The organism is Actinoplanes sp. NPDC051346 (genome assembly GCF_040682215.1).
In the GTDB taxonomy this organism is placed as follows: domain Bacteria; phylum Actinomycetota; class Actinomycetes; order Mycobacteriales; family Micromonosporaceae; genus Actinoplanes.
In genome coordinates, this window is sequence record NZ_JBFBAJ010000008.1 from 321,080 (window position 1) to 343,613 (window position 22,534).

23 protein-coding genes are annotated in these 22,534 nt (G+C 73.6%); 12 read left to right on the plus strand and 11 right to left on the minus strand.

The window, feature by feature from the left end; all coding sequences use genetic code 11:
• Window positions 1-4 precede the first annotated feature (4 nt).
• Complete coding sequence (locus AB0M36_RS21920) at window positions 5-451, minus strand: hypothetical protein (protein ID WP_364160238.1); 447 nt, start codon at window positions 449-451, stop codon at window positions 5-7.
• 102 nt (window positions 452-553) lie between these two features.
• Here AB0M36_RS21920 and AB0M36_RS21925 point away from each other — a divergent pair, with 102 nt between their 5' ends.
• The 4 genes from AB0M36_RS21925 to AB0M36_RS21940 all read left to right on the plus strand — a co-directional run bounded on the left by AB0M36_RS21925 (window position 554) and on the right by AB0M36_RS21940 (window position 4,682).
• Window positions 554-1,237: a response regulator transcription factor gene (locus tag AB0M36_RS21925; RefSeq protein ID WP_364160240.1), complete on the plus strand. Its 684-nt coding sequence runs from the start codon at window positions 554-556 to the stop codon at window positions 1,235-1,237.
• Window positions 1,234-2,484, plus strand: a complete 1,251-nt coding sequence (locus tag AB0M36_RS21930) for a HAMP domain-containing sensor histidine kinase (RefSeq protein ID WP_364160242.1) — start codon at window positions 1,234-1,236, stop codon at window positions 2,482-2,484. Before AB0M36_RS21925 ends, AB0M36_RS21930 begins: the two co-directional genes overlap by 4 nt.
• Before the next feature lie 74 nt (window positions 2,485-2,558).
• Entirely contained in the window at window positions 2,559-3,197 is a 639-nt protein-coding gene (locus tag AB0M36_RS21935) for a PepSY domain-containing protein (RefSeq protein ID WP_364160244.1), read from the plus strand.
• Window positions 3,198-3,284: 87 nt separating this feature from the next.
• Window positions 3,285-4,682: a PLP-dependent aminotransferase family protein gene (locus tag AB0M36_RS21940; protein WP_364160246.1), complete on the plus strand. Its 1,398-nt coding sequence runs from the start codon at window positions 3,285-3,287 to the stop codon at window positions 4,680-4,682.
• Here the strand turns inward: AB0M36_RS21940 and AB0M36_RS21945 are convergent.
• Both AB0M36_RS21945 and AB0M36_RS21950 read right to left on the minus strand, forming a co-directional pair.
• Entirely contained in the window at window positions 4,574-5,866 is a 1,293-nt protein-coding gene (locus tag AB0M36_RS21945) for an amino acid permease (protein WP_364160248.1), read from the minus strand. The two genes, AB0M36_RS21940 and AB0M36_RS21945, sit on opposite strands and share 109 nt — an antisense overlap.
• 67 nt (window positions 5,867-5,933) lie before the next feature.
• Window positions 5,934-6,551 carry a TIGR03085 family metal-binding protein gene (locus AB0M36_RS21950; RefSeq protein ID WP_364160250.1) on the minus strand — a complete coding sequence of 206 codons (618 nt, stop codon included), beginning with the start codon at window positions 6,549-6,551 and terminating at the stop codon, window positions 5,934-5,936.
• Between the two features lie 172 nt (window positions 6,552-6,723).
• Here AB0M36_RS21950 and AB0M36_RS21955 point away from each other — a divergent pair, with 172 nt between their 5' ends.
• Both AB0M36_RS21955 and AB0M36_RS21960 read left to right on the plus strand, forming a co-directional pair.
• On the plus strand, window positions 6,724-8,511 hold the full coding sequence (locus AB0M36_RS21955; RefSeq protein WP_364160252.1) for an ABC transporter ATP-binding protein: 1,788 nt from the start codon (window positions 6,724-6,726) through the stop codon (window positions 8,509-8,511).
• On the plus strand, window positions 8,508-10,280 hold the full coding sequence (locus AB0M36_RS21960; RefSeq protein WP_364160254.1) for an ABC transporter ATP-binding protein: 1,773 nt from the start codon (window positions 8,508-8,510) through the stop codon (window positions 10,278-10,280). Before AB0M36_RS21955 ends, AB0M36_RS21960 begins: the two co-directional genes overlap by 4 nt.
• Window positions 10,281-10,363: 83 nt before the next feature.
• Here the strand turns inward: AB0M36_RS21960 and AB0M36_RS21965 are convergent, their stop codons facing one another.
• The 3 genes from AB0M36_RS21965 to rpsD all read right to left on the minus strand — a co-directional run bounded on the left by AB0M36_RS21965 (window position 10,364) and on the right by rpsD (window position 12,443).
• Complete coding sequence (locus AB0M36_RS21965; RefSeq protein ID WP_364160256.1) at window positions 10,364-11,413, minus strand: LacI family DNA-binding transcriptional regulator; 1,050 nt, start codon at window positions 11,411-11,413, stop codon at window positions 10,364-10,366.
• A gap of 111 nt (window positions 11,414-11,524) precedes the next feature.
• Complete coding sequence (locus tag AB0M36_RS21970) at window positions 11,525-11,716, minus strand: hypothetical protein (protein WP_364160258.1); 192 nt, start codon at window positions 11,714-11,716, stop codon at window positions 11,525-11,527.
• A 118-nt stretch (window positions 11,717-11,834) separates the two neighbouring features.
• Window positions 11,835-12,443, minus strand: a complete 609-nt coding sequence (rpsD, locus tag AB0M36_RS21975; RefSeq protein ID WP_364160260.1) for a 30S ribosomal protein S4 — start codon at window positions 12,441-12,443, stop codon at window positions 11,835-11,837.
• Between the two features lie 86 nt (window positions 12,444-12,529).
• On the opposite strand from rpsD, the gene AB0M36_RS21980 reads away from it, so the two are divergent.
• Window positions 12,530-13,270: a DUF2470 domain-containing protein gene (locus tag AB0M36_RS21980; protein WP_364160262.1), complete on the plus strand. Its 741-nt coding sequence runs from the start codon at window positions 12,530-12,532 to the stop codon at window positions 13,268-13,270.
• Here AB0M36_RS21980 and AB0M36_RS21985 read toward each other — a convergent pair.
• The 4 genes from AB0M36_RS21985 to AB0M36_RS22000 form a co-directional block, all read right to left on the minus strand.
• A complete protein-coding gene (locus AB0M36_RS21985) occupies window positions 13,267-13,869 on the minus strand; it encodes a TetR family transcriptional regulator (RefSeq protein ID WP_364160264.1) in 603 nt (200 codons plus the stop codon). The genes AB0M36_RS21980 and AB0M36_RS21985 overlap by 4 nt on opposite strands.
• Window positions 13,870-13,890: 21 nt before the next feature.
• The gene (locus AB0M36_RS21990) at window positions 13,891-14,628 is read right to left on the minus strand and encodes an ABC transporter permease (RefSeq protein ID WP_364160266.1); all 738 of its coding nucleotides are present in this window, start codon (window positions 14,626-14,628) and stop codon (window positions 13,891-13,893) included.
• Window positions 14,625-15,350, minus strand: coding sequence for an ABC transporter ATP-binding protein (locus AB0M36_RS21995; protein ID WP_364160268.1), 726 nt, complete (start codon window positions 15,348-15,350; stop codon window positions 14,625-14,627). Before AB0M36_RS21995 ends, AB0M36_RS21990 begins: the two co-directional genes overlap by 4 nt.
• 168 nt (window positions 15,351-15,518) lie before the next feature.
• On the minus strand, window positions 15,519-16,958 hold the full coding sequence (locus AB0M36_RS22000; protein WP_364160270.1) for a hypothetical protein: 1,440 nt from the start codon (window positions 16,956-16,958) through the stop codon (window positions 15,519-15,521).
• A 215-nt stretch (window positions 16,959-17,173) separates the two neighbouring features.
• Here AB0M36_RS22000 and hisI point away from each other — a divergent pair, with 215 nt between their 5' ends.
• From hisI to AB0M36_RS22015, 3 genes are read left to right on the plus strand one after another with little or no spacing between them, the layout of a single operon-like run.
• The gene (gene hisI / locus AB0M36_RS22005) at window positions 17,174-17,590 is read left to right on the plus strand and encodes a phosphoribosyl-AMP cyclohydrolase (protein WP_364160272.1); all 417 of its coding nucleotides are present in this window, start codon (window positions 17,174-17,176) and stop codon (window positions 17,588-17,590) included.
• Window positions 17,587-19,125, plus strand: coding sequence for an anthranilate synthase component I (locus AB0M36_RS22010; RefSeq protein WP_364160274.1), 1,539 nt, complete (start codon window positions 17,587-17,589; stop codon window positions 19,123-19,125). Before hisI ends, AB0M36_RS22010 begins: the two co-directional genes overlap by 4 nt.
• On the plus strand, window positions 19,122-19,796 hold the full coding sequence (locus AB0M36_RS22015; protein WP_364160276.1) for a Trp biosynthesis-associated membrane protein: 675 nt from the start codon (window positions 19,122-19,124) through the stop codon (window positions 19,794-19,796). Before AB0M36_RS22010 ends, AB0M36_RS22015 begins: the two co-directional genes overlap by 4 nt.
• A gap of 16 nt (window positions 19,797-19,812) precedes the next feature.
• On the opposite strand, the gene AB0M36_RS22020 is transcribed toward AB0M36_RS22015, so the two are convergent.
• Window positions 19,813-20,097, minus strand: a complete 285-nt coding sequence (locus AB0M36_RS22020; RefSeq protein ID WP_364160278.1) for a hypothetical protein — start codon at window positions 20,095-20,097, stop codon at window positions 19,813-19,815.
• Between the two features lie 352 nt (window positions 20,098-20,449).
• Here AB0M36_RS22020 and trpC point away from each other — a divergent pair, with 352 nt between their 5' ends.
• Both trpC and trpB read left to right on the plus strand, forming a co-directional pair.
• Window positions 20,450-21,253 (plus strand): indole-3-glycerol phosphate synthase TrpC, encoded by an 804-nt coding sequence (gene trpC / locus AB0M36_RS22025; RefSeq protein WP_364160425.1) that lies wholly within the window; start codon window positions 20,450-20,452, stop codon window positions 21,251-21,253.
• Window positions 21,250-22,491: a tryptophan synthase subunit beta gene (trpB, locus tag AB0M36_RS22030; RefSeq protein WP_364160280.1), complete on the plus strand. Its 1,242-nt coding sequence runs from the start codon at window positions 21,250-21,252 to the stop codon at window positions 22,489-22,491. The genes trpC and trpB overlap by 4 nt, the downstream gene beginning before the upstream one ends.
• The last annotated feature ends 43 nt before the right edge of the window (window positions 22,492-22,534 follow it).

The window sequence follows — 22,534 nt, forward strand, 5'->3', positions numbered from 1 at the left end:
GTGATCAGCGGCTGACCAGGGAGGGACGGCCACCCGAACAGACGATCGTGAACCGGACCCGATCGTGATTGTCGGAGGTGCCGCGGAACTCGCCCTCGTCGCCCTCCTGCTCGTGCAGGGCGAAGCCCTGCGCCGGCGACATGGAGACGATTCGGGGACCGGTCGAGGCGCAGCGGGCGACAACCGTGCCGCCGCGAGTGGGCAGGGTGCGGCTGGCGGCGGGCCGGCTCGAATTCCCACTCGGCCTGGGCTCCGAAGGCGTGGGCCGCGCCGACGGCCCGGGCGACGGCAGTTCCGCCAGCTCGCGAGCCACCTGGGCCTCGCTGCGCGGGCTGTTTCCGGCCGAGGTCAGGCCGGCGCCGAGGACACCGATTCCGGCGATGCCGGCCAACACCGCGAGGAAGGCCGCTCCGGCCCACCCCGCGGTCACGAGCAGCGTACGACGGTTCACCCGGTCGACTATGCCCGGACACGGGCTAAGGCGGGCTCGCGGCGACGATAAAGGAAGGTTAAGGTCCGCGCCTGGCGCCGTATGCCGGGATAGGTTCCGTGCGTGGCACACCTGTTGCTGATCGAGGACGACTCGGCGATCCGGACGACCCTCCTGCGCGCGTTGCGCGAGCGTGGGCACGCCGTCGCCGCCTCGCACACCGCGATGGACGGGCTGCGGACCGCCCTCGACGAGCGTCCCGAGCTGGTGGTGCTCGATCTGGGGTTGCCCGACCTCGACGGGCGGGAGCTGCTGCGGATGCTGCGGGCGGTCAGCGCCGTCCCGGTGATTGTGGCGACCGCCCGCGACGACGAGACCGAGATCGTCCAGGTGCTGGACTCGGGTGCGGACGACTACATCGTCAAGCCCTTCACCGCCGCGCAGCTCGACGCGCGGGTGCGGGCGGTGCTGCGCCGGGGCGCCGGGCCCGGGACCGCGTCGGCGGCGCTGACCGTCGGCGGGCTGCGGATCGACGCCGGCGCGCGCACGGCGACACTCGACGGCGCGAGTCTCGACCTCACCCCGCGCGAGTTCGATCTGCTGCACCACCTCGCGGCCCGGGCCGGGCAGGTCGTCACCAAGCGGGAACTGCTCAGTGAGGTGTGGCAGGTCCCGTACGGCGGCGCCGACAAGACGGTCGACGTGCACCTGTCCTGGCTGCGGCGCAAACTCGGCGAGACCGCGCAGGAGCCGCGCTACCTGCACACGGTGCGCGGGGTGGGCGTGCGGTTGAGCGAGCCGGCGTGAGACGGCGGCTCGCCCTGCTCGTCGCGGCCACGACCTGCCTGGTGCTGATCGCCTTCCTGGTGCCGCTCGCGCTGCTGGTCCGGCAGGTCGCCGAGGACCGCGCGGTCAGCCGCGCCCAGGGGGTGCTGCAGACCATCGTCCCGCTGATCGGCACCAGCGAGCTCGTCCTCGCCGTCGAGGGCCAGCCGGTGCCGGTCAGCGTCTTCGTCCCGACCGGGGAAGTGATCGGACAGGACGCGACCCGCACCCCGGCCGTCGAGTTGGCCGCCGCGCGGCGCGAGTCGTTCACCGTCGACACCGCCGCGGGCCGGGAGCTGGTCGTGCCGGTCGTCAGCGACGACACCGGCACCTATGTGATCCGTACGGTCGTGCCCGCCGCCGAGCTGACCAGGGGCGTCACCAACTCCTGGCTGGCGCTCGCCGGGCTGGGCGCGGCGCTGGTCGTGCTCGGGTTGCTCGTCGCGGACCGGCTGGCGCGCACCCTCGTCGCCCCCATCGCCGATCTCGCCGCGGTCTCACACCGCCTGGCCCGGGCGGAGCTGTCCGCGCGGGCCGCACCCGCCGGCCCGCCCGAGGTGCGCGAGGTGGCGGCGGCGCTCAACCACCTCGCCGGGCGCATCCAGGATCTGCTCCGCGAGGAACGCGAGCAGGTGGCGGACCTGTCCCACCGGCTGCGGACCCCGCTGACCGCGCTGCGGCTGGATGCCGAGTCGCTGCGCGACCCGGAGGAGTCGGCCCGGGTCGCGGCGGCCGCGGACGGCATCGCGCGGGCGGTCACGGCGGTGATTCAGCAGGCCCGCCGCCGCGGCGGCGAGCAACAGGCCTGCGACGCGGCGGCGGTGGTCGCCGACCGGCTCGCCTTCTGGGCCGTGCTCGCCGAGGACACCGATCGACCGGTACGCCGGCAACTGCCGCCCGGTCCCCTCCCGGTGGCGATCCCCGCCGACGAGTTGGCGGCCGCCCTCGACGCCCTGCTCGGCAACGTGTTCGCGCACACCCCCGACGGCACGGCGTTCGAGGTGACGCTGGCGCCCCGCCCCGGCGGGGGAGCGGTGCTCACAATCGCCGACGACGGCCCGGGCTTCCCGCCGGACTCCCTGCGCCGCGGCGCGTCCGGCAGCGGCTCGACCGGTCTGGGGTTAGACATCGCCCGTCGCGCGGCGGAGGCCGGCGGCGGCACCCTGCGGGCCGACGCGGCACCCGGCGGCGGTGCCCGGGTCACCCTCGAGCTCTTAACCCGCCTTTAGGGATCACACAGCGTGGCCATAGCGCGCGCCGAGGCACCTTGTCGGTGTCAGATTCACCGATCTCGGAGGTTCTCATGATCAGGCTTCGTACCGCTTCCGCACTGGCCGCGGGTGCGGTCGCCGCCCTCGCGCTCGGAGGCGTGGCTCTCGCGGCCGACGGCGCCGACGACTCGTCCGGCGCGGTGCGGATGCTGCCCAACGGCGACGTGGTCACGCCTTCGCCTTCTTCCTCTTCGTCCTCCGCCGACGACTCCGACGACTCTGCCGATGACTCGTCGTCGGCCTCGGCGGGTGCGGGTCCGGCCGCCGCGGGGGCCATCAGTCTCGACGCGGCCAAGGCGATCGCGATCCGGGCGGCCGGTGGCGGCCGGGTGGAGAAGATCGAGAGCGAGACCGAGCACGGCCGCGCGGTGTGGGACGTCGACGTCGTTGTCGGCGGCGTGGAGCACGACATCCACGTCGACCGGGCGACCGGCGCGGTGCTGCGCAACCGCACGGACGACAAGGGCGGCGACCGTGGTCGCGGCCGGGGGAGCGACGACGCCGCGGGCGATGACCGTGGTCGCGGCCGGGGGAGCGACGACGCCGCGGGCGACGATCGGGGTCGGGGGCGTGGCAGTGACGACGCCGCGGGTGATGACCGTGGTCGTGGCCGTGGCAGTGACGACAAGGGCGGCGACGACCGTGGCCGGGGGCGTGGATCCGACGACTGATCTTGCGGGTGCCGGGAGAGCGGCGCGGGGGGCTGGAGCATTCTTCAGCCCCCAGCGCCGTTCCACGCGCACCCGGAGAATGAGCACGTGGACCTGATCATCAGCCTCGACGGCGCGGGTGGGACGACGGTCCGGGTCTACCGCGCGATCCGCCAGGCGATCGCGGACGGCCGCCTGCCCGCGGGGCACCGGCTGCCGGCGACCCGGGTGCTCGCCGCCGATCTGGGCGTGGCGCGCAACAGTGTGGCGACGGCCTACGAGCGGCTCGTCGCCGAGGGACACCTGGTGGCGCGGACGGGATCGGGCACGTTCGTGGCGGCCGCCCCCGCCGCGCCAGCGCCGCGCCTCGCGCCGGCCGACCCGCTGCGGCCCCGGGCGGCCTGGACCTACACCCCGTTGCCCACCAGCGCCGGCGTGCTCGCGCCGCGCTACGACTTCCGCACCGGCATCCCGGACGCGCGGCTGTTCTCCTTCGAATCGTGGCGCCGGCTCGTGGCGGCCGAGCTGCGCCTGCGGGCGCACGACCCCGGCGGGTACGCCGACCCCTTCGGCCATCCGGCGCTGCGGGCGGCGATCGCCCGCTATCTGGGCTACTCGCGGTCGCTGCGGGCCGACGCCGAGGACGTGCTCGTCACCAACGGCGCCCAGCACGCGCTCGATCTGATCGGGCGGGTGCTGCTGCGCCCCGGTGACGTCGTGGCCGTCGAGGAGCCCGGTTACCCGCCGGCACGGCGGCTGTTCGCGTCGCTCGGCGCGCGCGTGGTCGGCGTACCCGTGGATTCCGAGGGGCTGGTGGTCGACGCGCTGCCGCGCGCCGCGCGGGTGGTCTACACGACGCCGTCGCACCAGTTTCCGCTGGGCCGAACCATGGGCGTCGACCGCCGGCGGGCGTTGCTGGACTGGGCGGCCGGCCGGCGGGTCGCGGTGGTCGAGGACGACTACGACACCGAGTTCCGGTTCTCGGCCCGCCCGCTGGAGCCGCTGTACGGCCTCGACACCGCCGGGCGGGTGCTCTATGTCGGCACCTTCTCCAAGACCATGGTGCCCAGCGTGCGGACGGGTTTCGTGCTCGCCCCGGCCGCCCTGCGCCCGGCGCTGGCGGCGGCGCGGCAGCTCGGCGACGGTTTCGGGCAGATCGCCGTGCAGGCGGCGCTCGCCCGCTTCATCGACGAGGGGCAGTTGGCCCGGCACGTGCGGCGGGCCGTCAAGGCGTACGCCCAGCGCCAGGCCCGCATCGTCACGGCGCTGAGCGCGCACCGCGGCCTCGAGGTCGTCCCGTCGGCGGCCGGGTTGCACGTCACCGCGCTGGCGCCCGGCTCGGCCCGGGTCGTCGCCGCGGCCGCCGCCCGGGGCGTCGCGGTGGAGGACCTCGGCGCCTACGGCAGCGACTCGACGGGGTTCGTGTTCGGCTTCGGCGCGATCGACCCGGCGTTGCTGGACGAAGGGCTGGCTGTCTTCTCCGAAGTGCTGCGGCGGGAGACGTAGGCCACGGCGCCGGCCGCGACGATCAGGCTGAGCAGGGCGGGCGGTCCGGTGAGCGCCAGCAGGCCCAGGGTCGCCGCGAACGCCAGGCCGGCGCCGCGGCGCGACCATCCCGGCGGCAGCAGCTTGAGGGCGGCCGCGGTGCCCAGGACGTACACCAGCGTGAAACATCCGGTGACCAGCAGCATCGCGGTGTGCAAGCCGATCGGCAACGTCACCGACACCAGGCTGCCGGCGGTCACGACGGCCAGCGATCTGCGCGGGGTGCGCACCGGTCCGGCGGGTAGCGCGCCGTCGCGGGCCAGGGCGACCCCGAGCCGGGAGGCGCCGGCGAGGTAGGCGTTCACCGCGCCGATGGTCAGCAGGACCGCGACGGCGGCGGTGATCACGCGGACCGGCCCGCCGAGCCCCACCGCGAGCAGGTCGGCGAGCGGCGCCGGACTGGTGGCGACGGCCGGACCGAGGACCAGCACGCTCGCGGCGGCCACCGCCAGGTAGAGCACGCCCACGATGGCCACGGCGGCGGCCGTGGCGCGGGGCACGTCCCGGCGCGGGTCGCGGTACTCGCCCGACAGCGACGAGACGGCCTCCCAGCCGGCGAAGCCCCAGACCAGGATCGCCGCGGCGGCGCCGACGCCGGCCCAGCCGTGCGGGGCGAACGGCGTGAGGTTCGCCAGGCGGGCGTGGGGCAGGGCCGCCACGACCGCGACGACGAGCAGCGTGGCGAGGGCGGCCGCGAGGTAGAGCTGCACGCGGCCGGAGATCCGCAGCCCGAACCAGTTCATCGTGGCGACGACGGCGACGATGACCAGGAACGTCGCGACGACCGTTGTGCGCCCGCCGCCGAGCACGTCGGCGACGTACCCGCCCGCGAAGGCGGCGGCCGCGGGCGCGCCCAGCGGCACGGCGAAGTAGAAGCACCAGCCCACCGCCGCGGCGGCGCGCGGCCCGAAGGCGATTCGGACGTACGTGGACACCCCGCCGCCGTCCGGGTAGCGGGCCCCGAGGGCGGCGAACGTCCAGGCCAGCGGCGCCGAGAGCAGGACCAGCGCCAGCCAGGCGAGCAGCGAGGCGGGGCCGGCCACCTGGGCGGCCAGCGCCGGCATGGAGATGACGCCGGTGCCGAGGACGGCGCCGACGCAGAGCGCGGTGCCCTGCGCCCGGGACAGGGTGCCGGTGATGATCATGCGAACACGATAGGCGTCGATTGGCCCCGAGTCCGGACCAATTCCGGGCCGATGAGAGGGGCCAATCTCACATGCTCAGCCGCGCGGTGCGGATGCTGTCGTCGCCGGTCACCTCGACCCGGGCGACCCGCTGCCGGCCGGCGAGGAAGAGCACGAGCTCGCCCGGGGTGCCGGTGAGGCCGGCGGCCGGCGCGCCGTCGCCGACCTGGAATTCGCCGAAGCCCGGCGCCTGGACGCGTACCGGCCGGCGCCACCGGCGCAGGGTGAGCCGCCCGGTGAACCTCGCCGCGCGCCAGAGCGCGGCCTGCTGGCCGTGCGTGAGCTGCCGTGGCTCCCAGTCCGGCCGGGCCCGGCGTACGTCCTCGTGGTGGATGAAGAACTCGACGGTGTTGGCGAGCTCGTCGGTCAGGGGATTGCTGACGGGGCTCCACCAGGGTGGATTGCGCACCTCGTGGACCACGTCGGCGTATTGCCGGGCGGCCGTGGCCCGCCGGACGTGCTCGGTGTGCCCGGCCAGCGGTGGGACCAGCACGCCGAGCATCGCGTCCGGGCGGCGCTCGCGGACGACGAGGTGGGCGGCGAGGTCGCGGGTGGTCCAGCCGGCGCACATGGTCGGCGCGTCCGGGCCCACCTCGAGCAGCAGGCCGGCGAGCAACGTCCGTTCAGTGCGCGCATAGTCACTCATGGGGGCGATCGTAGGCAGTCGCGGGCCGGTTCGCCCGGCGGCGATGACCGGGGCTGCGCGCGGGTGTAACAGCGGACACAATGTAAATCCCGTGGCAATGGGCGGCCGGTTCGGCAGGATGGATAGGTAAGGCCGAAACAGGCCAACGGGCACTTACCAGAAGCGGGGGATCTTGACCACGAAGGCCAGCCGCGACGTGCTCGGCCGCGGCCTTCGCGTCCTCGGCCGCGCGATCCGCACCGAGCCCCGCCTGTTCGCCATCGGCACCGCGGGCAGCAGCCTCTTCGGGCTGCTCGTCATCGCCAACGCGTTCGTGGTGGGCGCCGTCATCGGCCACGTGGTCGTGCCCGCCTTCACCGAGCGCCGCGCCGGCACGGCCACGCTGGCGCTGATCGCGGCGGTGTTCATCGGCATCTCCGTCCTGCGCGTGGCCGCGATCTTCGGCCGTCGGCTCGGCGCGGGCTTCATGCAGTTCCGGTTGCAGGCGCGATACCGCCGGGCGGTCACCCGCCGCTACCTCTCCCTGCCGCCCGCGTGGCACCAGCGGCACGCCACCGGCACCCTGCTGTCGAACGCGAACTCGGACGTGGAGGCCGCGTTCGTGCCGATCGCCCCGCTGCCGTTCGCGGTCGGGACGATCGTCATGATCTTCGCCGCGATGGTCTCGCTGTTCCTCACCGACTGGGTGCTCGCCCTGGTCGGCGCCGCTCTCTTCCCCACGCTGTTCGGCCTCAACCTGGTCTACTCCCGCCGCATGTCGCCCCGGCAGATCCGTGCCCAGCGACTGCGGGCGGCGGTGAGCGCGGTCGCGCACGAGAGCTTCGACGGCGCCCTGGTGGTCAAGACCATGGGCCGCGAGGCCGACGAGGCGCGGCGCTTCCGCGAGCACGTCACCGAGTTGCGCGACGCGCTCGTCTCGGTCGGCCGGCTGCGCGGCCTCTTCGACCCGCTGATGGACAGCCTGCCCAGCGTGGGCACCCTGGCCGTGCTGCTGCTCGGCGCCTGGCGGCTGCAGACCGGCGCGCTCACCGTCGCCGAACTGGTCAGCGTCGCCTTCCTGTTCACCGTTCTGGCGTTCCCGGTGCGCGCGATCGGCTGGGTCGTCGCCGAGCTGCCGCGCAGCGTCGCCGGCTGGGAGCGGGTCCAGGCCGTGCTCGCGGCCGACGGCGACCTCGCGTACGGGCCGGTCGAGCCGGCGGGTCACAGCCCGGCGGCGCTCACCTTCGACCAGGTCCACTTCGCGTACGGCGAGGGCGCCGAGGTCCTGCACGACGTCTCCTTCACCGTGCCGGCCGGCAAGACGGTGGCCCTGGTCGGCGCGACCGGCTCCGGCAAGTCCACGATCGCGTCGCTGGCCGTACGCCTGGTCGACCCGGACAGCGGCACGGTCCGGCTGGACGACGCGCCCCTTCCCGACCTCAGCGAGCCGGCCCTGGCGTCGGCGACCGCGCTCGTGCCGCAGGTCCCGTTCATCTTCGACGACACCGTGCGCGGCAACGTGACCCTGGACCGCGAGGGCGTCGACGAGGCCGCGGCCTGGTCGGCGCTGCGGTTGGCAGAGGCCGACGGCTTCGTCGCGAGCCTGCCGGAGAGCCTGGACACCGCGGTCGGCGAGCGCGGCACCTCGCTCTCCGGCGGCCAGCGGCAGCGGCTCACGCTGGCCCGAGCCCTGGCCGGGCGGCCGCGCCTGCTCGTGCTGGACGACGCGACCAGCGCCGTCGACCCCCGGGTCGAGGCGGCGATCCTGGCGTCGCTGCGCGGCAACGACGCCGGCGCCTCGATCCTCGTGGTCGCCTACCGGCGGGCCACGATCGCGCTCGCCGACGAGGTGGTCTACCTGGAGGACGGCAAGGTGGTCGCCACCGGCACCCACGTGCGGCTGATGGACACCGAGCCGGGCTACCGCGCGCTGGTCACCGCGTACGAGAAGGCCCACGCCACCGAGGCGGTGCAACCATGACAGCGGCTGTCGCCGAGCAGGGGATGCTCGCCACCGTGCGGCGCGGCATCGCGCTCTCGCCCGAGCTGCGGCCCGGGCTCGCCGGAACGCTCGCGCTGGCGTTCGTGTCCATGGCCGGCCGGGTCGCCGTGCCGATCGCCGTCCAGCAGGGCATCGACCGCGGCATCCGCGCGCCGGGCGGCCCCGACCTGGGCGTGGTCGGCCTGGTCGTCCTGCTCACCCTGGCGGTCCTCGCGGTCTCGACCGCCTGCGCGTACGCGATGACGCGCCGGCTGTTCACGGTCAGCGAGACCGCCCTGGCCGCCCTGCGCACCCGGACGTTCCGCCACATCCACGATCTGTCGATGCTGCACCAGCAGTCCGAGCGGCGCGGCTCGCTGGTCTCCCGGGTCACCGGCGACGTCGACCAGATTACCCAGTTCCTGCAGACCGGCGGCGTGATGCTGCTGATGACCATCGGCCAGGTCGTGGTCACCACCGTGGTGATGTTCGTCTACTCGTGGCAGCTCACGCTCGTGGTGTTCGCCGCGTTCGTGCCGGCCGTCATCGTGATCCGGCTGTTCCAGCGGCGGCTCGCCGGCGCCTACCGGATCGTGCGCGAACACACCGGGGTCATGCTGGGCACGGTCGCCGAGAGCGTCGTCGGGGCCACGGTGATCCGGGCGTACGGTGTCGCCGGGCGCACCGGCAAGCGCCTCGACGGGGCCGTCGAGGACCTGCGGGTCGCTCAGCAGCGGGCCCTGCGTACCAGCGTGATCAGCTTTTCCACCGGTGAGGTCGCGGCCGGTGTCGCGCTGGCGGCCACCGTGGTGGTCGGCGTGCTGCTCGGGGTCGACGGCGGCCTCAGCATCGGCAAGCTCACCGCCTTCCTGTTCCTGGTGACGCTGTTCATCCAGCCGGTGCAGATCGCCACCGAGGTGCTCAATGAGGCGCAGAACGCGGTGGCCGGCTGGCGCCGGGTGCTGGACGTGCTCGACGTCGAGCCGGACGTGGCCGACCCGGGCACCGACGGCGTGGCGCTGCCGCCGGGGCCGCTGTCCGTGCGGTTCCGGGACGTCTCGTACCGCTACCCCGGCGGCCCGGTCGTCCTCTCCGGGGTGGACCTGGAGATCCCGGCGCGGACCAGGGTGGCGGTGGTCGGCGAGACCGGCAGCGGCAAGACGACCTTCGCGAAGCTGCTCACCCGGCTCATGGACCCGGCCGGCGGCGAGGTGCTGCTGGGCGGGACGCCGCTGGCCGCCGTACGTTTCGACTCTCTTCGGTCGCGGGTGGTGATGGTCCCGCAGGACGGCTTCCTCTTCGACGCGACCGTGGCGGAGAACATCCGCTTCGCCCGGCCGACGCTCACCGACGCCGAGCTGACGGCGGCGTTCGAGGAGCTGGGCCTCGCGGACTGGCTGGCCGGGCTGCCGGGCGGCTTCGACACCCCGGTCGGCGAGCGCGGCGAGGCGCTGAGCGTGGGGGAGCGGCAGCTCGTCGCGCTGGTCCGGGCGTACGTCGCCGACCCCGACCTGCTGGTGCTCGACGAGGCCACCAGCGCCGTCGACCCGGCCACCGAGGTGCGGTTGCAGCACGCCCTGGACGCGGTCACCCGTGGGCGCACGACCGTGGCGATCGCGCACCGCCTGTCCACGGCCGAGTCCGCCGACGAGGTGATCGTCGTCGACGCCGGCCGGGTCGTCCAGCGCGGACCCCATGCCGAACTGCTTCGCGACCCGGAGTCGATCTACGCCAAGCTGTACGCCAGCTGGCTCGAGCAGACGCACTGAGGCTTCCGAGCACACCCGCCGGTCACGCAGTGCTCGGCGAGCCCGGACCCGGGCTGGCGATCGACGGCGGTTGTCGACGGTGGTCAGGCCGGGGCCGGTCCGGTGCTGTCGCGGATCACCAGCGTCGCCGGGAGTCGGACGTGCGACACCGGCCCGGTCCCGCCGGTCCGGGATCGGCGGATCGCCTCAGTCAGCGCTGCCGCCGCGACCCGCCCCTTCTCCTCGACGTCCTGACGCACGGTGGTCAGGGCCGGTGTGAGCCGGGTCGCCAGGGGGCCGTCGTCGAAGCCCACCACGGACAGCTCGTGCGGCACCCGTAGGCCCAGGTCGTCGGCGGCCAGCAACACACCGACCGCGGTGGCGTCGGAGAAACACAGGACGGCGGTCGGCCTCTCGGAGCGGCTCAACAAGGTGCGTGCGTCCCGGCGTACGTGATCGGTCTGGTCGAAAGGGTGACAGAGGACGACCGGCTTGATCCCCGCGGGTCGCAGAACGTCGAACCAGCCGAGCCGGCGTTGGCGGGAGGCGTGTCCCTCGACGATGTCGTCCGGGTCGGTGACGAAGCCGTGCTGCCCGTGGTGCCCTTTCATCACGATCGCGATCCGGCGGTGGCCGAGGTCGAGGAGGTGCTGGGCCGCGGCTCGGGCGCCGTCCCGATCGGCGATGTTGACGGTCGGCACGTCGTCGGCGGGATCCTGGTCGACGTAGACGATCGGCAGCCCGCGCCGGCGCAGCCAGGACACGGCCGATGAGGTGGGATCACAGGAATAGACCAACGCCCCGTCGATCGCCACGTCCCGGGCCGGAACGAGATCGGCCGATGCGGATGAGGTGAGCAGGGTGATGGCCAGGCCGGTCGGTGCCAGTTCCTCGGCGATCGCGCCGAGAAAGCCGCCGGCCACCGGGTCGGTGAAGGCGTAGCGCAGGGAATCGGTGAGCAGGATCCCGACCGCGCCGGTGGTGCCCTTGGCGAGCGCCCGGGCGGTGGGGTCGGGTCCGACGTAGCCGAGGTCCTGTGCGGCGGCGAGGATCCGGTCACGCAGGGCGGGAGAGAGCTGATCAGGGCGGGAGAACGCGTTCGACACCGTCATCCGGCTCACACCGACCCGGTCGGCGATGGTCTGCAACGTCACCCTGGGCACTGATCACCGTTCCCTTCCGCAGCCCACACGGTAGCGCCGGTGCCGCCGATTGCCTCCCACCGGACGGTGGGGGAGGAGATCGGCGACCTGCAGAGGCGGTTCTCAGGCGGGGTGATGCCCGGCAGGGGCGACCGCGACGGACGCACGGTACAGCGCGCGGGACACCGTCAGGCGCAGAAGGGAGGTGCGGCGTAGGCGTTGCCGGTGGGGGACGACCGGCGCGTCCGGACGGGCGCTGTTCATCTCGCGGGTCACCTCCTGAACTGCGCGGAGGTACGCGGCGGGCGATTCCATGACAGCCTCCTCAAGCGTCTGTACCGGTACAGTAGATGTCTTTTCTGTACCGGTCAAGAGAGAGGAGAAGCACTGAGGCCCCGGCACGCCGAGGGGTGCCGGGGCCTTCGGTCGGTGCTCAGCGGGCGTAGAACTCGACGACGAGCTGCTCGTCGCAGACCACCGGCACCTCGGAGCGCTCCGGCTTGCGGATCACCGTGGTGCGCAGCTCCTCGATCACCGTCGACAGGTACGGCGCGGTCGGGCCGTCGAGGTGGGCGCCGGCGGCCGCGACCTGGAAGGGCGGCTTCTGCCGGCTGCTCTCGCGGACCTCGACCACCTGGCCGGGCTTGAGCCGGTAGGACGGGCGGTCGACCTTCTTGCCGTCCACCAGGAAGTGGCCGTGTGCGACGAGCTGACGGGCCTGGTAGATGGTGCGGGCCAGGCCGGCGCGCTGCACGGTGGCGTCGAGGCGGCTCTCCAGCAGGGCGACCATGTTCTCGCCGGTCTTGCCCTCCTTGCGGTGCGCGTCGTCGTACGCCCGGCGCATCTGCGCCTCGCTGATGTTGTACTGGTGCCGCAGCCGCTGCTTCTCCAGGAGTCGTACCTGGTAGTCGGACTGCTTGCGCCGGCCCCGGCCGTGCACGCCGGGCGGGAACGGGCGCCGCTCGAAATATTTCACGCACTTGCGCGTCAGCGGGATGCCGAGGGCCCGCGACAGCCGGGCCTTGGGTCGGGAGTTGTTCACGGGCGATCTTTTCCTTCTCCGACGAGGTGCTACGGTAAGCCTCACCTTACTAAGGTCAGCCTAACCGAGGCCCGGAGGTTCCCGACATGCAGCCCACCCATGCCGAGGTCGCAAGGACGCTCGCGGCCGGTCACCTGCCCGCCACCGCGCACATCGCCTGCCGACCGGGCCCGCTGCCGGTGCGTCACGTGACCGACGCCCAGGGCCGAGTGCTGCTGCTCTCGCCGAGCGACGGCGCGCTCGCCGCCGCGCTCAGCCCCGCACCCGGCACCCACGACACCGCCCTGGTCCTGGACATCTCCGATGTGCCGCCGGTCGCCGGCTCCCCGTCACACGGCCGGGTGTGGGTCTCGGGCTGGGCCACCCTGCTGACCGGCGAGGAAGCGCGCCAGGCCGCGCTCGACTACGCCGACTGCGACCCCGCCTCCGACCTGCTCGACGTCGGCACCACCCAGGTCATCCACCGGATGGACGTCGCCGAGGTGCGCTACGAGCGCAAGGGCACCCTGGTGGAGATCGACCCGGACGAGTTCGCCGAGGCGGGCCCGGACCCGCTGCGCGCCGTCGAGTTCGACCTCGTCACCGATCTCGCCGACCACCACGTCGAGGAGATCGACGGCTACCTGCGCCGGCGGCTCGGCCCGGCCCTGCACCCCGGCGACGAGCCGCGCATCGTGCGCATGGACCGCTACGGCTTCCTGGTGCGCCTCGGCTCCCGCCTGGCCCGCCTGTCGTTCCCCCGCCCCGTGGCCGACCGCCACGACCTCGCCCACCTGCTGCACCCGGTGCTGTGCACCCGGTGCTCGCACCAGAACGAGGCGGCCTAGAAGACTCCGGCGAGATCGTCGGTCAGGTAGCGCTGCACGTTCGGGCCGATCGCCGCCACCAGCCGCTCGGGGTCGGCCGACGCGACCGGCTCCACCTTGAGGACGTAACGGACCACGGCCAGCCCGGCCATCTGCGTGGCGACCAGGGCGGCGCGGGTCGGTGCCTCCGCCGCGTCGATGTCCAGCTCGACCATCGCCCGGCGCAGCACCTGCGTGACCACGAACTCGCGCATCAGCCGGGCGGTCCACTCGTTGCTCATCGCCGAACGCATCAGCGCCACCGCCGCCGCACCGGCGGGGGAGTCCCAGACGCTCAGCACCATGCGGACCAGGCGCGCACCGGCCTCCTCCCGGGGCCCGGCGAGGGCCTTGGGGATCAGCTCGGCGGGGTTCACCGGCGAGTTCATGCTCGCCAGGAAGAGCTTCTCCTTGGTGCCGAAGTAGTGATGCACCAGTGCCGGATCGACCCCGGCCCCGCCGGCGATCGCCCGGATCGAGGCCTTGTCGAAGCCGCGCTCGGCGAAGATCGTGCGAGCGGCCTCCAGGATGGACTGCTTGGTGTCCTGGTTGCCCGGACGCCGCCCGCTGCGCCGTACCAAAGAAGATCTCTCCCGTTCGTCTCAGCCGGTGCGTCGGCGCAGGGTCGCGGCCGCCAGCACCAGGGCCACGATCGCCGCCCCGGTCACGATCGCGAGGTCGCGCCACATGGTCGTGGTCGGATCGGCGTGCATGCCGACCTGCGCCAGGGCGTCCACCGCGTAGGACAGGGGGAACGCGTCGCTGACCGCCTGCAGCCAGCCCGCCATCTGCCCCCGCGGCACGAACAGCCCGCAGAGCAGCAGCTGCGGCACGACCACCACCGGTAGGAACTGTACGGCCTGGAACTCGGTGCGAGCGAAGGCGCTGCAGAACAGCCCCAGGGCCACCCCGAGCACCGCGTTGACCACGGCGATGAGCACGACGAGCCCGGCGCTGCCGACGGTGTCGAGCCCGAGCAGCCAGTACGCCGCGCCGACCGCCACCGCCGCCTGCACCGCGGCGGCCAGGCCGAACGCGAGGCCGTAGCCGAAGAGCAGGTCGAGCTTGCCGAGCGGGGTGGTCAGCAGCCGTTCCAGGGTGCCGGTGGTGCGCTCGCGCAGCATCGCGATGCTGGTCACCAGGAACATGATCACGAAGGGGAAGATGCCGAGCATCACCAGCGCGATCCGGTCGAAGGTGGGACCGGCGTTCTCGTACATGTAGAACAGCAGGGTCAGCAGTGCCGCCGGGACGACGATCAGGAGTGCGACCGTACGCCGGTCGTGGCGCAACTGGCGCAGGATCCGCGCCGCCGTGCTGAAGGTGATCCTCAGGCTCATCGCGCCTCGACTCCCTCGCGGTCGCGGATCAGGCGGAGGAACGCCTCCTCGAGATCCTCGGTGCCGGCCGTCGCGCGGATGGCCGCAGGCGAGTCGTCGCCGATCAGCTGCCCCTCGCGGATGAGTAGCAGCCGGTCGCAGCGCCCGGCCTCGTCCATGACATGACTCGACACGAGCAGCGTCGTGCCCTCGGCGGCGAGCGTGTGGAATTTCCCCCACAGGTCGGCGCGCAGCACCGGGTCCTGCCCGACGGTCGGCTCGTCCAGCACCAGCAGGCGCGGCTTGCCGATCATCGCGCAGGCCAGCGAGGCGCGGCTGCGCTGCCCGCCGGAGAGATTGCCGACGAGTTGGCCGGAGGCGCTGCTCAGGCCGACGTCCGCGATGGCTTGCTCGGCGTCGGCCGCGGACAGGCCGTGGAGCGAGGCGAAGTACCGGGCGTTTTCCCGTACGGACAAATCGGCGTAGACGCTGGGCGCCTGCGTGACGTAGCCGACGGTGTGGCGCAGGGCCGCCGCACCCGCCGGCTGACCCAACACGGTGACGGTGCCCGAGCGGACGATCTGCACGCCGACGATCGCCCGGATGAGCGTCGTCTTGCCGCTGCCGCTGGGACCCAGCAGGCCGGTGACGCTCCCGGCCGGCACGGTGCAGGAGATCCCGTGCAGGACCCGCCGTCTGCCGCGCTCGACCACGAGGTCCCGGACCTCGATGGCGCTGGTCATGGTTGCCTCCGAAGAACTCATCAAGTGTTGAGTTCAACGGTAGGTGAATTCTGCGGGCGGGGCAATGACACGGCGGCAAGGTGGCACACCGGCATGACAAAGGCCGCGATCCCGCGCGAAGCGGGACCGCGGCCTGCGGTCGGTTCAGGGGATGCCGGTTCCGGGTGCTTAGAGGGCCAGAATGCGGTCGAGGAACTCGCGGTAGCCGCGCATCGCCATCCGCATGCTCTCGGTGTCTGTGATGGCCGCGTCCCGCAGCGGGTCGAGTTCGTCCCGCTGGGTCAGCATCGACTCGGTCAGCTCCCGCACCGCCTCGGTGAGCAGGTCGTGCGCCCGGGTCAGCGCGGTCACCGGGTCGTCGACGAACTGCGCCTTGACCTCGTGCCACTCACCCCGGAACCGCTCGCTGGCGGTCTCGTCCCAGAACGCGATGGGGCTGTGGTGCAGGTCGCCGGGGCGCAGCGGACCGGCGTCGTCGGCGGCCCGGCGCCCGGCCGGAACCTCCCCGGCGGCCCGCCGGCTCGCCGGCCGGGCCCCGGCGGACTCGTCCCGTCCGGCGGTGCGGGTCTCCGGCTCGGTCTTGGCGCGGGGAGCGTCTGGCGTGATCCCGTAGCGGGTGGTGTCGCGCGCTGCCTCGTCACGGGCGCGCCGTCCGCCCTCCGGCTGCTCACCGCGCACCGGCTCCGGACGCACCGACTCCGGACGCACCGGACTCGGCGGCAGCGGGTCGGTGCGGAACTGGCTGGTGCCCGCGCTCGCCTCGGGGCGGATCCACCGCTCCGGGCCGTCCGCGGACTTCTGCTGCGGGGTGAACGCGTCGGGGAACGGGTCGAGAGACGCCGCGATCCCGTCGGCGGCACCCAGCGGGCTCTCGTGGTGTGACGGCAGCGCCCAGGCGTCGTGCCTGCTCTCGTGCCTGTCCGGATCGGGCGCGGGCGCGTCCGGGCCGGTGTCGGCGGCGCCGCGCCGGGACTCGCTCGCGGGACGGGTGCCGGCGGTGTCGGCCGGGTTGCTCGACGGCGGCGGGACCGAAGCCGATCCGGTCGCCGGCGGCCCGCTCACCGGCAGTCGGGCGGGAGCGTGGCCGTCCGGCTCGTCGGCCGGGGAGTCCGGCCGCGCGGAGGCGAACGGGTCGGGCGGCGGGTCCGGCAGCAGGGGGTTGCTCGCAGCCGCGAACGGCGACGGTGCGTACAGCGGCGGGGTCTCCGGCGGGGGCGCGAACGGCGAGCGTGACATCGGCAGCGAGCCGTTGATCACCGGCGACTGCCCGTTCGTCAGCGGCGTGCCGTTGGCCTGCGCCCGGCCACCGTGGCGCGGTCCGGTCTGTCCATTGCGGTGCCCGTTCGTCTCCACGGGGTGGAAGCCTCCCTGATCGTTCCAGCGCGGTCCGTTGCTGATGCCGCTCGGCCGCGGCCCCGGCTTGGTGAGTGGCGGTCCGTCGGCGCCGGGCCCCGACTCGGTGTCGCTGAGGCTTGGCTCGGTGGTGCTCGGCCGGGCGTGTCCGTTGACCGAGGCGTCGCGCTCCGGCGTCGGCGTCCCCTCCGCCGGCCAGAAGCGAGCGAGGTCACGGGACTGCCGGCCGTCCTCGGGGTTGGCCGTCGGTTCCATCGTCGAGACTCCCGTCGCGGGTGGCGGCGCGACCCGTCCGGGCGAGCCGGGCGGGACGCGGGCGCGCCGGACCCAGGGCAGGCACGGCGCACGACGACGGTACCGTCCCCGGCTGCGCCGTCACACCCCCTGTGCGGGTTGGTGACCGGATCGTGGGTTAGGGGGCCCGAGGGGCAGTCTCGGCGCGCGGCCCCCGTACGGGACAATCTGGCACTGTGCCTGTCACAAACTTCGATAACCAGCCCGCCCGGCCGTCCGCCCTCGACCCGGCCATCGCCGACCGCCTGCGCCGCGACCCGGACGGCCTGGTCGCCGCCGTCGTGCGGGAGCACGCCACCGGCGACGTGCTGATGCTGGCATGGATGGACGACGAGGCGCTGCACCGCACCCTCACCTCGGGGCGGGCCACCTACTGGTCGCGCAGCCGCCGGGAGTACTGGGTGAAGGGCGCGACGTCGGGGCATCACCAGTACGTCCGTTCGGTCGCCCTCGACTGCGACGGAGACGCCCTGCTGGTCACGGTGGACCAGGTCGGGGCCGCCTGCCACACGGGGACGCGTACGTGCTTCAGCGATGAGCTGCCCGTCGCCGGCCCCGCGAATGAACTCACGACCACGGAGGAGAACTCATGACCAGCGGTGCCGTGACGCCCGACGAGGCCGGCTTCGTCGCCGAGGCGGCGCAGCGGCGGGTGGTGCCGGTGACCCGGCGGCTGCTGGCCGACGGGGAGACCCCGATCGGCGTCTACCGCAAGCTCGCCGGCGGCCCGGGCACCTTCCTGCTCGAGTCCGCCGAGCAGGGCGCCGGGTCCGCGGCCTGGTCGCGCTACTCCTTCGTCGGGGTACGCAGCGCCGCCACGCTGGTCGAGCGCGATGGCGAGGCGGTCTGGCTGGGCAACCCTCCGGCGGGCGTACCGACGGGCGGTGACCCGGTGGTGGCGCTGCGCGAGACGGTCGCGGCCCTCACCGCTCCCGACGGCGAGCCGGTCGGCGACGGTCTGCCCCCGCTGACCGGTGGCATGGTCGGATTCCTGAGCTACGACCTGATCCGCCGGTTCGAGCGCCTGCCCGCCACCGCCGCGGACGACCTGCCCCTGCCCGAGCTCGGCATGATGCTGGCGACCGACCTCGTCGTGCTCGACCACTTCGACGGCTCGGCCATCCTGGTCGCCAACGCGGTGCTGCCCGCCGGAGCCGACGAGGCCACCGCGCGCGCCGCGTACCACCAGGCGGTGGGGCGGCTCGACGCGATGACCACCGCGTTGTCCCGGCCCACGCCGCCGATGATCTCCACGGTGGAGCGGGTGCCCCACGAGGTCGTCAGCCGCACCGCGCCGGGCGACTACCGCAAGGCGGTCGACGCGGCCAAGGAGGCGATCCGGGCCGGCGAGTGCTTCCAGATCGTCGTCGCCCAGCGCTTCGAGCGGGCCACCGACGCCGATCCGCTGGACGTCTACCGGGTGCTGCGGGCGACCAACCCGAGCCCGTACATGTATCTGCTGCGGTTCGACGATTTCGACATCGTTGGCTCGTCGCCGGAGGCGCACCTCAAGGTCAGCGCCGACGAGGGTGGCGTACGCCGGGCCCTGCTGCACCCCATCGCCGGCACCCGGTGGCGCGGCGCGACCCCGGAGCGGGACAACGCCCTGGCCGCCGAGCTGCTCGCCGACCCGAAGGAGCGCGCCGAGCACGTGATGCTCGTCGACCTCGGCCGCAATGACCTGGGGCGGGTCTGCCGGGCGGGCACTGTCGAGGTGCCCGACTTCGCGCGCATCGAGCGGTACAGCCACGTCATGCACATCGTCTCCACGGTCGTCGGCGAGCTGCGCGACGACCAGACGGCCTTCGACGCGCTCGCGGCGACGTTTCCGGCCGGCACGCTGTCCGGTGCGCCGAAGGTCCGGGCGATGGAGATCATCGAGAGCCTGGAGCCGACCCGACGCGGCCTGTACGGCGGCACGGTCGGCTACTTCGGCTTCGCCGGCGACATGGACATGGCCATCGCGATCCGTACGGCGCTGATGCGTGGCGGCACGGCCTACGTCGGCGCGGGTGCCGGCATCGTGGCCGATTCCGATCCGGCCGCCGAGGAGCAGGAGACCCGCAACAAGGCGGCCGCCGTGCTCGCCGCGATCGCCGCCGCCGAGACCCTTCGCGCCGCCCGGTGACCGGCTCCGGCCGCGGTCTCGGCGTCACGGTCCTGTGCTGCGCCGCGGGCGCCGGCCTGGCCCTGTACGGGATCACCCGCACCTGGTCGGTCGAGGTGACCACCCGGCCGGGGCTGCCCGACCTGACGGCCACCCGCACCGGCGCCGATCTCGCGCCCTGGGTGGTCGGCCTGGCGCTCGTCGCCCTGGCCGGGGGCGGCGCGCTCCTGGCCACCCGGGGCGCGGCCCGGCGCGGCCTGGGCGCGCTGCTGGCGCTCGCCGGTGCCGCGATGGCGGCCGGGGCGATCGTGGGCCGGGCCGGGGTCGACGCCGGCTCGGCCGGGGCGGGCGCCACGCTGTGGCCGATCGTCTGCGCCGTCGGTGGCCTGCTGGTGGTCGCCGCCGGCGGGCTGGCGCTGCGGCATGGCCATCGGTGGCCGGCCATGGGCGCACGCTACGAGCGCCGTCCGGCGGCGGCCACGCCGCCGGCGGACGGCGAGAATCAGCGGGTCGCCGAACCCGGGGTCGGCACCGATCAGCGGGCCGACGTCGATCAGCGGGCCGACGTCGATCAGCGGGCCGACGTCGATCAGCGGGCCGACGTCGATCAGCGGGCCGACGTCGATCGGAAGGTCGATACCAGGGCGGCGTGGGATGCGCTCGATCGCGGGGACGATCCCACCGCGTCCTGAGCCGGCGCTCGCGGACTCAGCGGGCCGAGACCAGGGTGGCGCGGGAGCCGCCGCGCGAAGACGCGCCCTGACCGGCGTTGCGGCGGCGGGGATGGGCCGCGAGGGTGGCCACCATCGCGTCCGTGTCCGCGCGGGCCTGGGCCCGGGCGCGGTCGGCGCACATCGCGGCCCAGGCGTTGCCCTGGGCGGTGCGCACGTTCTCCTCACCGACGAGCTTGCGCTCCACGCCCGCGATCAACCCGGCGGCATACGAGACGAGGGTGCGGGAGACGGCGGTGAAGCCGATCTCGTCGCTGGTCATGGTCACCTCCACTGTGCTCGCGCGCGGTCCGCCGGACGGGACGCCGCGGACCAGTCTGCCCGATTCCCATGCTGCCGGAGTCGTGTTTCCGACTGGTGACACCCGCATCAACGCAGAGTGCGATCAGCCGATCATCCAGGGGGTCCCAGCTAGGCGCGAGATGCGAAGGGGGAGGATGTGACGGAGGAGACAAGCTCCGCCCGGCAGCGCATTATGCCGCAGCCCACCTCGTGAGGCTCGCCATACCCCGGGCGGCTGGACACGTCGGCGGCCACCTAGCATCGGGCCGAGGACACCCGGAGAGGGGAGTCATTAGGTGACATCCGATCAGCGTGGTGCGGGATCGCAGAACGTGCTGGAAGAGATTCTGACGGGAGTGCGCGAGGACGTCGCGGCACGCCAGGAAGAGGTCTCGCTCGAGCGGGTACGCGAGCTCGCGGCGGCGGCTCCGCCGGCGATCGACGCGTACGCGGCCCTGCGGAAGCCCGGGGTGGCGGTGATCGCTGAGGTCAAGCGATCTTCGCCGTCGAAGGGCGCCCTGGCCGACATCCCCGACCCGGCGGAACTCGCGGGCGAGTACGCGGCGGGCGGCGCCCGCTGCATCAGCGTGCTCACCGAGGGCCGCTGGTTCGGCGGCTCCCTCGACGACCTCGCCGCGGTGCGGGCGGCGGTCGATGTGCCGGTGCTGCGCAAGGACTTCGTCGTCTCCAGTTACCAGGTGCACGAGGCCCGCGCCCACGGCGCCGACCTGGTCCTGCTGATCGTGGCGGCGCTCGAGCAGAACGTCCTGGTCGGCCTGCTGGAGCGGATCGAGTCGCTGGGCATGACGGCGCTCGTCGAGGTGCACAACGAGGAAGAGGCCGACCGGGCACTGGACGCCGGCGCTCAGGTCATCGGGGTGAACGCCCGCGACCTGCGGACGCTGGAGGTCGACCGGTCCGTCTTCGAACGGATCGCGCCGGGCCTGCCCAACAACGTCGTCAAGATCGCCGAGTCGGGGGTGCGCGGCCCGCACGACCTCATTCGGTACGCGTCGGCCGGCGCCGACGCGGTCCTGGTCGGCGAGGGGCTGGTGACGAAGAAGAGCCCCCGCGACGCGGTGGCCGAACTCGTCAACGCGGGTAACCACCCCGCGACGCCCCGGCCCGTCCGATGAGTGCTCCGGCCCTGCCCGACGTCGCCGGTCACTTCGGCCGGTTCGGCGGGCGTTTCGTCCCCGAGGCACTCGTGCGGGCGCTCGACGAGCTCGACGCGGCGTACCGGGAGGCCAAGAACGACCCGGCCTTCCAGGAGCGGTTCACCGGCCTGCTGCGCGACTACGCCGGCACGCCGTCGCTGCTCTACCGCGCCGAACGGCTCTCCGCGGAACTGGGCGCGGAGATCCTGCTCAAGCGCGAGGACCTCAACCACACCGGCGCCCACAAGGTGCGCAACGTGCTGGGCCAGGCCCTGCTCGCCAAGCGGATGGGCAAGCCGCGGGTCATCGCCGAGACCGGTGCCGGGCAGCACGGCGTCGCCAGCGCCACCGCGGCCGCGCTGCTCGACCTCGAGTGCGTCGTCTACATGGGCCAGGTCGACACCGAGCGGCAGGCGCTCAACGTGGCGCGGATGCGGATGCTCGGTGCGACCGTGGTGCCGGTGACCAACGGCTCGCGCACCCTCAAGGACGCCCTCAACGAGGCGCTGCGGGACTGGGTGTCGAGCGTCGACAACACCCACTACCTGCTCGGCACGGCCGCCGGCCCGCACCCGTTCCCGGAGATCGTCCGCGACTTCGTCGGCGGCATCGGCACGGAGGCCCGCGAGCAGTGCCTGACGCGGCTGGGGCGGCTGCCCGACGCGGTCGCCGCCTGCATCGGCGGCGGCTCCAACGCGATCGGCATCTTCCACGCCTTCGTCGGCGACGAGGGCGTCCGGCTCTACGGCTTCGAGGCCGGCGGGGACGGCGTCGAGACCGGCCGGCACGCCGCGTCGATCACCGGCGGCTCGACCGGGGTCCTGCACGGGTCCCGCACGTTCGTGCTGCAGGACGACGACGGCCAGACGATCGAGTCGCACTCCATCTCGGCGGGCCTGGACTATCCGGGCGTCGGGCCCGAGCACGCCTGGCTGCACGACACCGGCCGGGCGGTCTACGAGCCGGTCACCGACGACGAGGCGATGGCCGCCTTCCAGCTGCTCTGCCGCACCGAGGGCATCATCCCGGCGATCGAGAGCGCGCACGCCCTCGCCGGGGCCGCCCGCATCGTGCCGCGGCTCACCGAGGAGCTGGGTCGCACCCCCACCATCGTGGTCAACCTGTCCGGTCGAGGCGACAAGGACGTGCACACCGCGGGCGCCTACTTCGGCATCCTCGACGAGCGTGAAGTTCTCGTACCCGGGGAGCAAGAATGACGCAGCGCAGCGGAGTCATCATCAAGCTCAGCGCATTCGTGCC

Excerpts from the sequence above, each read along its gene's own strand:
- AB0M36_RS21935 (WP_364160244.1), top strand. The coding sequence starts at position 2,559 with ATGATCAGGCTTCGTACCGCTTCCGCACTGGCCGCGGGTGCGGTCGCC.
- AB0M36_RS21945 (WP_364160248.1), bottom strand. The coding sequence starts at position 5,866 with ATGATCATCACCGGCACCCTGTCCCGGGCGCAGGGCACCGCGCTCTGC.
- AB0M36_RS21950 (WP_364160250.1), bottom strand. The coding sequence starts at position 6,551 with ATGAGTGACTATGCGCGCACTGAACGGACGTTGCTCGCCGGCCTGCTG.
- AB0M36_RS21960 (WP_364160254.1), top strand. The coding sequence starts at position 8,508 with ATGACAGCGGCTGTCGCCGAGCAGGGGATGCTCGCCACCGTGCGGCGC.
- AB0M36_RS21970 (WP_364160258.1), bottom strand. The coding sequence starts at position 11,716 with ATGGAATCGCCCGCCGCGTACCTCCGCGCAGTTCAGGAGGTGACCCGC.
- AB0M36_RS21980 (WP_364160262.1), top strand. The coding sequence starts at position 12,530 with ATGCAGCCCACCCATGCCGAGGTCGCAAGGACGCTCGCGGCCGGTCAC.
- AB0M36_RS21990 (WP_364160266.1), bottom strand. The coding sequence starts at position 14,628 with ATGAGCCTGAGGATCACCTTCAGCACGGCGGCGCGGATCCTGCGCCAG.
- AB0M36_RS21995 (WP_364160268.1), bottom strand. The coding sequence starts at position 15,350 with ATGACCAGCGCCATCGAGGTCCGGGACCTCGTGGTCGAGCGCGGCAGA.
- AB0M36_RS22000 (WP_364160270.1), bottom strand. The coding sequence starts at position 16,958 with ATGGAACCGACGGCCAACCCCGAGGACGGCCGGCAGTCCCGTGACCTC.
- AB0M36_RS22010 (WP_364160274.1), top strand. The coding sequence starts at position 17,587 with ATGACCAGCGGTGCCGTGACGCCCGACGAGGCCGGCTTCGTCGCCGAG.
- AB0M36_RS22020 (WP_364160278.1), bottom strand. The coding sequence starts at position 20,097 with ATGACCAGCGACGAGATCGGCTTCACCGCCGTCTCCCGCACCCTCGTC.
- trpB (WP_364160280.1), top strand. The coding sequence starts at position 21,250 with ATGAGTGCTCCGGCCCTGCCCGACGTCGCCGGTCACTTCGGCCGGTTC.